The following is a 9,186-nucleotide window of genomic DNA, read 5'->3' on the forward strand; positions in this document are numbered from 1 at the left end:
GGACTGGGGACTGGGGACTGGCAAGACTTTTCCAAATCCCCAATCCCAATACCCAGTACCTAATCCCTAATCCCTCATTAACTAGCTGGATAGGCAGGAATTCATAATATGGAAAGCGTTGCGTACATCTTGATTTTTACTCTGTGTATAGGTACTATCTTTTTTGCGATCGCATTTCGCGAACCACCTCGCTTTGAGAAACCAAAAGATAAGTAGATCCTAATTACCAGACCTTTAGCTGATTTAAAGAAGTTAGTATCCGTTGCTACTAATTGTAGGAGCAACGGATATTATTGTGTTTGTCCTTTATTAATTTTAAATACTAAGTAAATAACAAATCATTTTTATATTGTGATATAATTTCCAATCTTGGGAGTAGATATGTGTTAATACTAGCTTTTCTGCGCTAGGATGAAAAAGGATGTTAAATATAAGCTGCCATAGAACTGCTTACATAGTACATCGCGCTTGTCGCACAACCTTTACGGAGACTAGAACCAGGAACAAATCAGCATGGTCAATCAGAATTTAACCGCTACAGAAATTGGATTCACTCACGAAGATTTCGCTGCTCTACTTGACAAATACGATTATCATTTTAGCCCTGGCGATGTTGTGCCAGGAACAGTTTTCAGTATAGAGCCGCGCGGCGCTCTGATTGACATTGGTGCTAAAACCGCAGCATATATTCCTATACAAGAAATGTCTATTAACCGGGTGGATAGCCCGGAAGAAGTCTTACAGTCAAACGAAACGCGCGAGTTTTTCATCCTTACCGATGAAAACGAAGATGGTCAATTAACCCTTTCCATTCGCCGTATTGAATATATGCGGGCTTGGGAACGCGTGCGACAGCTGCAAGCAGAAGATGCCACTGTCCGTTCTGGCGTGTTTGCAACCAATCGCGGTGGTGCATTGGTAAGGATTGAAGGATTACGTGGCTTTATCCCAGGTTCTCACATCAGTACTCGCAAACCTAAAGAAGAATTGGTAGGCGAAGAACTGCCATTGAAATTCTTAGAGGTGGATGAAGAACGTAACCGCTTAGTTCTATCTCATCGTCGGGCGTTGGTTGAACGCAAGATGAACCGCCTAGAAGTCGGGGAAGTAGTGATTGGTACAGTTCGTGGTATCAAACCCTATGGTGCTTTCATCGATATTGGTGGTGTCAGTGGTCTACTACACATTTCTGAAATTTCCCACGAACATATTGATACACCTCATAGCGTGTTCAATGTCAATGATGAAGTGAAAGTGATGATCATTGACTTGGATGCAGAAAGGGGTCGCATTTCCCTATCTACCAAGCAGCTAGAACCCGAACCCGGCGACATGATTAAAAACCGGGATTTGGTTTACGATAAGGCAGAAGAAATGGCTGCTAAATATCGTGAACAACTGTTAGCCAAGCAACAAGGTGCTACTGCTGCGCCTGCTGCACCTGCTGATGTTTTAGCAGAAGAAGATATTCCACCAGCAACAGAACTTGAAGACGAGATTCCACCAGCAGCAGAACTAGAAGAAGAAATTCCACCAGCAGCAGAAATTGAGGAAGTAACCCCAGTAGTTGCGGAAGTTCAAGAAGAGATTCCAGCAGCCACGGAAACTGAAGAAGAAATTCCAGCAGCTATTGAAGAATAATACATTTTATAGTTTTACTTGTTTTTAAGTAAGAGTATTAAATCATTGTATAAAGAGGGAAAAACCCTCTTTTTTTATGTGGAAAATTGGGGAACAGTTAGGGGTTAGGAATAAAAACTCATAACTTCTGACTAAATAAGTGGGGTGAAATATTGTGGCAACTATTAAATGTAGAAAAATCACTTTTGATAATATCCAGGCAATTTTGTTTGACAAAAACGGTACTCTAGAAGATTCAGAAACGTATTTGCGATCGCTCGCACAAAAGGCAACAAGATTAATAGATGCTCAAATCCCTGGAACTGGGGAACCCCTATTAATGGCATTTGGCATCAATGGCAATCTTCTAGATCCGGCAGGCTTAATATCGGTAGCGAGTCGCCGTGAAACAGAAGTTGCGGCTGCGGCATATATTGCCGAAACAGGGAAAGGATGGTTTGAATCCTTAAAAATAGCCCGTCAAGCTTTGGATGAAGCAGAAAAATACATCGAACAAACTCCTTCACCGCTATTTGTGGGTAGCTTAGACTTGTTAAAATACCTATGCAAAGGAGGCTTAAAACTCGGTATCCTCTCAGCTGCAACAACCAATGAAGTAAATAAATTTGTAGCGCATCACCAATTAAGCGATTATATCCAGTTAAAAATGGGAGTAGATGAGGGACCGAGCAAACCAGATCCAGTCCTATTTTTGCAAGCTTGCGAAGCATTGGGAGTTGAACCAGGTGCTACCTTGATGGTAGGTGATGCCGTTGGCGATATGCAAATGGCACGTGATGCTAAAGCCGCAGGTTGTATTGGTATCACTTGGGTGGGTAAGTCAGATAATGTTCGAGGTGCAGATGTGGTGATCAATCAACTTGATGAAATCCAAATTTTAGAAGATTAGCAGCTTTAACAAGTTGAATTCGCAGAGGTTACGCAATACTTCTAGGTTAAGGGGAAGGGGAAAGAAAAAACCTTTAACCCTTACCCTTTTCCCAAAATCCGATTCCGAATTAAAAATGCTTAACCGAGAAGTATTGAGAGGTTATGGGCACACAAACGAGAGTTACACCGATTTGGGCTAAGGTTAAATCAAGAGTCTGAAACCCGCCTGTGCGGGTTTTGACTTTATAGACGCGGTTTCTAACAGCCGATTTTAGGTTAAGTTGACTAAAGCGAAATATCTTGCCATCATCATACTATTTTTTCTGTGTCAAGTAAAACTGGCTAAAATATTAATTACTTCTCGCAATTGTGAAACAAGCCATGCAAAACACAGAAACGACGTTAAGGCTTCGCCTGTGGACAGTTGAAGAATACCATCGGATGGCTGAGGCTGGGATTTTTGGTGCAGATGAACGAGTAGAACTCCTAGAAGGAAAGATTATTTGGATGATTGCTAAAGGGACAGCCCATCGTTCAGCAGTGGGAAGAACAGATAGATTACTGCAAAATAGTTTGAGGAATCGGGCTTGGGTATGTATTCAAGACCCAGTAAAGTTAAACGCACGATCTGAACCAGAACCGGATATAGCTGTCGTTAAGGTAGATCCACTAGACTATGCAGACCACCATCCCACTCCAAAAGAAGTTTATCTGATTATTGAAGTAGCAGATAGCAGCCTGAAACTAGATTGTGAAATCAAAGCTCAAGCCTACTCGCAAGCGGGAATTACAGATTATTGGGTGTTAGATGTGGTTAGTCGTCAATTGCACGTCTTTCGAGAACCAACTCAGGATGGCTATCAAAGTGAAGTGATTTTGGCAGAAGATGCGACTATTTCACCTTTAGAGTTTCCTGATTTGAGCATTACGGTTTTAGAAATGTTACCGCCCGTAATTGTAATTGCTGAAAGTTAATTTTATCAAAAATAATGTGTTTAAGCCCGCCGTAAGCATACCCAGAGTGACAAAATAAAGTTACTTTCTAATATTAATATTATTTATTTTTGTCCCAAGAATTGATTGCTCTTTATCCTTCATTAAAAATTTAGAACTATTAATTTTCATAACTTCATAATTTTCTACCATAAGTACCGAACCTAAAGTAGCAATCATATCTGCAATAGATATCTTAAAAACTAGTGGTATCCTTAAATTCAAAAAGGATTTTGGCATAGTTTTAACATTTAAATACAATTTTTTTTGACTTACGTACCATACCCCGGTAAATTTATTCCCTGTTATAAGTTCTTTAGGTTTAGAGAAAAGCAATGTTTGAACCGTGGTTTGTTCATAAGTCATATCATCTTTAAATTCAATAGTAACTTTTTCGGAGGACGTATCAAAACGCCATTTCCCAAAAAGTAAAATTTCTATTTCTATATCAGAATGCTTACTATTACTCATATTTATCCTCAAATTAGCTTTAGCTCTAATTTTTCCTATTCTTAATAAATGTGCGATTATCGCATAAGAAAGTTTCTTGACAAGTTTTTATACGAGAAAAGAATAAATGCATCTGCCAAACTAACCAAGACTTGACCCGCCAAGCTCCCATTGAAAGGTGTTCTGTAGATGATTTTTGGGCTAAGTCAAAACTATGTTGATCGTAGTGTAACCATTGGGCTGGCAAGTGTCCCATCGGTGTCATAGGTGACAATTTAAAAGTTAGTTGCTCATAGTCTAACCAGTTTCCCTCTTTTCGCCAACCAAGGCGATCGCCAAGTCTTTTTTCTGTTTCGTAGTCTACCTGACCACCCATTTCACTCCAGATAGTTTGCTGAACAGTGAAGCCGAAATAGCCATAACTATATTGATCCCAAAGTTGATCGATAGTATGAAGGTCTTGACAAGAAAAGTTATCAATATCTTCCTTATAAACTTCATTCCAATAATTTTTACTCATGACTTTTAGCATTATTTTAGTGGTTTCAATATCAGCCTCTTTCCAGTGATGTTGTGCTAGGAGATCCCGCAATTGGGTATAATCAATACCTTTATTGCTGGGAATTTTTTTTGGCAACGTAACATTATTATTAGTTAGCTCTATCAATCCTATTTCTTCAACAGGAGATAGAGAATCTGTAGAGACAAAATTTACTTCTGCTATACTTAGCGCTTTTCTTTGATCTGTTAGTTGCTTGGATATATAGTTAGATATTAAATCAATGCCCTTGTCTAAAAAGACATCATTTTCACTCAAATCAAAATTATGGATTTGCCAATCTAATAATTGAGATTGAATAAAAGCATCTTTTAATCTGGCTTTTTTCTCATAACTTGTCACCATAAAATCGAGAAAGCTTTCAGAAATAGCCTCGTTTTTTTCCAGATTAAATAAGTTTGATTGATGCTTTAAAATATTATCACCTAAATTTTTAATATCTCCAACAGTTGCATAAAAATATTCATCTACTTTTATGACTTCATCTATTAAAGATTGAAAGGGACTAAAGTAATCTTGTAAAGAATTTTCAATGTTGATTGCAGTATGGGCAATTTTAGCTATTTCTTGACGAATTTTATAGGCTTTTCTTTGATATTCGTAAATTTCTTGATATACTTCTAAATCTTTTACTATTTGCTGAACAACTTCTTTTTGATTTTTTGTATCTTCTGCAAGGTTTTTAATCCCTTCACCAAGCAATTTTATTTTTTCTAGCATTAAGAAATAAGCATTACTCAGTAGCAAAACTGCTTTGAGATTTTCTTGCTTTTCCCATGTTAGCTCATCAAGTATTTTCGGATTTTTATGATTTTTTAGCTCTAATTTACTTCTTTCGTCTTCTAAGCTTTTTATAGCCAAATATTTTTGTTTAAATAATTCTTTTAAGTCATCCGCAAGAGTTAATAAAAAATCATGATAATTATCCTTATAATTTTCTAGAAAATCAATAATATGGCTGTAATCTTTAATAAATAATTGGATTTCCTGAAAAACTTCTCCTTGGCTAATTTCTTCTTTTCGCTTAATTATCCCGCCAAGCTGATGATGATATCGAACGCCTTCTTTAATTAATCTTTGACGTTCTCTAATTTTTTTCTGAACTATTTTTACAGCATTATTTTTTAGAACTGGTAATTGATAGGTTCTTTCATAAATTGAAATAGTCTTGTAAGTAATTAGTTGTCTTTGCTGTTTAGTTAGCATGACCTTGATTGTAAAAAGTAAAAATATTCGTTAAGCTCTTACCCATTTCAACACCTTTGGGTCTTTGTCATAGCGGTAGGTAAAGCCATCATTAGCAGTAATGGACTTCCCAAGGCTAGCCTTGCTTCTGATGGTGTTAATGCTACAGTCTGTTAATGTCTGCATTTCCTTATGAGAAAGGCCTTCGATTATACCTACCTCGATGGATGTTTCTGGTTGAGTTTGGGATTCATTGTTGGGTAAAACATCTATTGTGATTTCAGGCTTTTTAGGAAGATTAATGACAACTTCTTTTGCTTTTTGTAGTTGATAATCTTGTATGCTAATAATTTGCCAGCTAGAATCTCCTGATAGTTCCAAAACCCATTGATGATAATTAAATAAACTTTCTCTATGTCCAACACTGATAAAAGTTGTTTTTGTGTCTTGCAACTGTTGATATAAACTCTCTTCATTTTTCAAATCTAAAGCACTTGTTGCTTCATCTAATATAGTAAATCTAGGATGAGTAATTAGTAGTCGTGCAAATGCAAGGCGTTGTTGTTCTCCTAGTGATAATATGTTCTCCCAAGGAACTTCTGTATCAAAGCCATCTACTCGACTCAACAAGTTTTGTAGGTTGACTTGTTGCAAAACTTCTTTGAGTTCTGCATCGGTCATCTTACGAGTTGTATTGGGATAGAGCAATTGTTCACGCAAAGTTCCCAAAATTATATAAGGACGTTGGGGCAAAAATAACACTTCTTCTAATGGAGGTCGCACCAGACGACCAGTACCTGCATTCCACAAGCCAGCGATCGCTCTCAGCAGAGAACTTTTACCTCGACCACTTGGCCCAACAATCAATAAACCTTCTCCAGGTTGAACCTCAAGTGACAAATCTTCAACAATCACCTGTTCATAGTTGGGTGTTTGTAAAGTGATATTCTCAAAAGCGAGATGGTTTTCTTCTATTGTTTTAATAGTACTTACTTTCTCTGGTTCTTTGGTAACAAATTCTAACGCATCTGTAAACTCACCCAAACGTTTAACGTAACTAGAAAATCGTCCTGAAGTTGCAAATTCTCTAATTAATTCTGCCATAGCAGTAGCAAACAAATTACAAGCTAAACTGGCTTGAGCAATTTCTCCAAATTCAATTTCACCTTTAATCTGTAAAGGACCGAATACTATAAATGGAAATATTTGGATAACCGCCTGATATCCTCTATTAAAAATATCCTGAGTTAACTCCCAATTAATCTTGCGTTTAGCACTGTGAATAATATTATTAAATCTTTGCTGGATTATATTTAGTTCTTTTTTTTCTCCCTGAAAGAAAGCTATTGATTCAGCGTGATTACGTACATGAGTCAGGCTATAAGCATAGTTTGCATCAAATTCGAGTTCCTCTTGTTTAATTTTATTCAATTCTTGAGCCAAATAAACAGCAATTAAATTGCCTATTATCGTATAAACAACCAATACAACTGCAACAAATTGGGAAAGAGACCAGATAATTATTAAAAAAGTTGCCATTTCCAGCACTTTTTCTAGGAAAGTAGCCGAAAAAGCGAGAGCATTTCTGATTAAAGGTTCAATTTCTTGGGATATTCGTTGATCTGGATTATCAATATCGGATTTGAAATTGATTTTATAATAGGCACGATTGCTTAAATATTTTTCTAAAACATGATTATTTAGCCATTGATACCAATCAAGAGCGATTTTTTTTCTAACAAATTTAGAAAATCCGACTAAGAGTGTTACGCAGATAAGGGCAGCACCATAAACTAATAATGTATTAATAAATTCATTAATATCTTTTTCTTCAGTAATGATATCTAGCAAATAGCGGCTAACAAAACTATTAAAGGCAGTTACGCCGACAAGCATTATTATTAATAATATCAGGATAATGAGCATTCCCCATGCACGAATCACGTCTGAAAATGCTCGTCCCCATGCCTCTGTGGGATACCAGTAAGGGTCTGCGATCGCTTTGATATCTTCCCAAAATTGAGTAAAAGCTGAAGGGGTATTGGTTAGGGATTGATTATGAACGGTTTTAGATTGCATATTCTAGAAATCAGTTAAGACTCTTGAGGCTGACTGAATAATTTTGGTATTTTACTATATTGACTACATCCTTTGTTTTGCAATGCTTTTAGGGTTTTACAGTAATGTGCAAACAAAGTCTATATGTTTTAGCTGTAGGATGTAGCTCGCGGATATTTTTTCACATCCCATAACAGTAGCGAGCTACTATACGAGAGCATAGATTATTTAAAGACCCCATTTTTCCATAACTCTAATACCTCGTTGGCTGTAAAATAACGTTCTTGCTCAACAGCAAGAGATTTGATCACTGAGCGCATTTTTTCATATTGATTTCTGGGTTGGGGATTTTGTAATTGCTTTTCAAATAGATATTGAAAATTACTGACTCCACTCCATTTGCCGAAGAGAACTTCTATAGTGCTGTAACGCAAAGCAGCGTAGCTTTGAGGATCGCTAAACAAAGAATTGACATGGATACCTGATTCGTGGCGTTGAGCAGTTTGAGAGTAAGGGGGAGCAGGACGAATCCCCAGTTGCTCAATGTAATTGGTCACTGCGGCGATCGCATCATAATTAATCCCTTTGACTTCGATTCCGAAACGGACTCGCAATCCATTTAATACCTGCTCGATCGCAACATTTCCAGCTCTCTCACCAATCCCGGAAAATGTACCCGATACTAAAGTCGCTCCGGCCATAACGGACTGGAGAGTATTTTCGAGAGCCAAGCCCATGTCATTGTGGTAGTGTACCCCGAAAGCAACGCCTGTTGTACGTTGGAGCAGATCATTAACCCAGATATAGCTCTTTTCTGGACTGAGGATTCCGACTGTATCACAAAGCAAAAAGTGTTCAATATAAGGGCTACATGAGCGGATACATTGCACTAAAAAGTCAAAATCGGCTCTTGAGGCATCCTCGGCGGCAAAATCTACCCTAAGACCAGCAACCTTAGTGGCATAGCGCAAATTTTCGACAATTGTATCAATAGCGTTTTGGCGAATTATCTCGATTACTTTTTTAGGGATATCGTCATCAATGGTTTTTCCTTTAAACTCATTCAACAAACGGATCTGAGGATCTCGCAAAAACAGCAGGCGATCGGAAAGACCATAAAAAAGAATAATGCGCTTAACTCCGTACATTTTGGCTTTATCAATGTACTCCTTTCCCATTAAGGTACAAGCAGTGATCAGACTATCCAATCCCTCTAATACTAATGATTTGACTAATTCTTCTTCTTGTTTACAAACACTGGGCATGATAGCGAGTCCATGTACTCCCGTTTGAGCAATGGAATAGGCAAGTTTTTGTTTAGTTGGATAAGAGAAGAAAATGCCTGCTTGTTGTTCTCCATCACGCAGGGTTTCATCGGAAATTCTGATAGAAGTAGTTTCCATTATACCTATTGCAGAATCATTTTATAG

8 protein-coding genes are annotated in these 9,186 nt (G+C 37.4%); 4 read left to right on the forward strand and 4 right to left on the reverse strand.

Features of this window, described 5'->3' with window-relative positions; translation table 11 throughout:
* Window positions 1–108: 108 nt before the first annotated feature.
* The 4 genes from G1O98_RS12660 to G1O98_RS12675 all read left to right on the forward strand — a co-directional run bounded on the left by G1O98_RS12660 (window position 109) and on the right by G1O98_RS12675 (window position 3,486).
* Window positions 109–216, forward strand: coding sequence for a photosystem II reaction center protein T (locus tag G1O98_RS12660; protein ID WP_012409025.1), 108 nt, complete (start codon window positions 109–111; stop codon window positions 214–216).
* Window positions 217–513: 297 nt separating this feature from the next.
* Window positions 514–1,641 (forward strand): 30S ribosomal protein S1, encoded by a 1,128-nt coding sequence (locus G1O98_RS12665; protein WP_114081687.1) that lies wholly within the window; start codon window positions 514–516, stop codon window positions 1,639–1,641.
* Window positions 1,642–1,795: 154 nt separating this feature from the next.
* A complete protein-coding gene (locus G1O98_RS12670; RefSeq protein ID WP_163929142.1) occupies window positions 1,796–2,530 on the forward strand; it encodes an HAD family hydrolase in 735 nt (244 codons plus the stop codon).
* Window positions 2,531–2,892: 362 nt separating this feature from the next.
* The gene (locus G1O98_RS12675) at window positions 2,893–3,486 is read left to right on the forward strand and encodes a Uma2 family endonuclease (RefSeq protein WP_163929143.1); all 594 of its coding nucleotides are present in this window, start codon (window positions 2,893–2,895) and stop codon (window positions 3,484–3,486) included.
* 60 nt (window positions 3,487–3,546) lie between these two features.
* On the opposite strand, the gene G1O98_RS12680 is transcribed toward G1O98_RS12675, so the two are convergent.
* From G1O98_RS12680 to G1O98_RS12695, 4 genes are all read right to left on the reverse strand, one after another.
* A complete protein-coding gene (locus tag G1O98_RS12680; RefSeq protein WP_163929144.1) occupies window positions 3,547–3,975 on the reverse strand; it encodes a hypothetical protein in 429 nt (142 codons plus the stop codon).
* A gap of 25 nt (window positions 3,976–4,000) precedes the next feature.
* Entirely contained in the window at window positions 4,001–5,719 is a 1,719-nt protein-coding gene (locus G1O98_RS12685) for a GUN4 domain-containing protein (RefSeq protein WP_163929145.1), read from the reverse strand.
* Between the two features lie 30 nt (window positions 5,720–5,749).
* Entirely contained in the window at window positions 5,750–7,777 is a 2,028-nt protein-coding gene (locus G1O98_RS12690) for an ATP-binding cassette domain-containing protein (protein ID WP_163929146.1), read from the reverse strand.
* A 203-nt stretch (window positions 7,778–7,980) separates the two neighbouring features.
* A complete protein-coding gene (locus tag G1O98_RS12695) occupies window positions 7,981–9,159 on the reverse strand; it encodes a 2-isopropylmalate synthase (protein ID WP_163929147.1) in 1,179 nt (392 codons plus the stop codon).
* Window positions 9,160–9,186 lie beyond the last annotated feature (27 nt).

The sequence above is a fragment of the Nostoc sp. UIC 10630 genome, assembly GCF_010747425.1.
In the GTDB taxonomy this organism is placed as follows: domain Bacteria; phylum Cyanobacteriota; class Cyanobacteriia; order Cyanobacteriales; family Nostocaceae; genus Nostoc.

What these genes read in the sequence shown, in the direction of transcription:
- G1O98_RS12685 (WP_163929145.1), bottom strand. Translation starts at nt 5,719, where the DNA reads ATGCTAACTAAACAGCAAAGACAACTAATTACTTACAAGACTATTTCA.
- G1O98_RS12695 (WP_163929147.1), bottom strand. Translation starts at nt 9,159, where the DNA reads ATGGAAACTACTTCTATCAGAATTTCCGATGAAACCCTGCGTGATGGA.
- G1O98_RS12660 (WP_012409025.1), top strand. Translation starts at nt 109, where the DNA reads ATGGAAAGCGTTGCGTACATCTTGATTTTTACTCTGTGTATAGGTACT.
- G1O98_RS12680 (WP_163929144.1), bottom strand. Translation starts at nt 3,975, where the DNA reads ATGAGTAATAGTAAGCATTCTGATATAGAAATAGAAATTTTACTTTTT.
- G1O98_RS12665 (WP_114081687.1), top strand. Translation starts at nt 514, where the DNA reads ATGGTCAATCAGAATTTAACCGCTACAGAAATTGGATTCACTCACGAA.
- G1O98_RS12675 (WP_163929143.1), top strand. Translation starts at nt 2,893, where the DNA reads ATGCAAAACACAGAAACGACGTTAAGGCTTCGCCTGTGGACAGTTGAA.
- G1O98_RS12690 (WP_163929146.1), bottom strand. Translation starts at nt 7,777, where the DNA reads ATGCAATCTAAAACCGTTCATAATCAATCCCTAACCAATACCCCTTCA.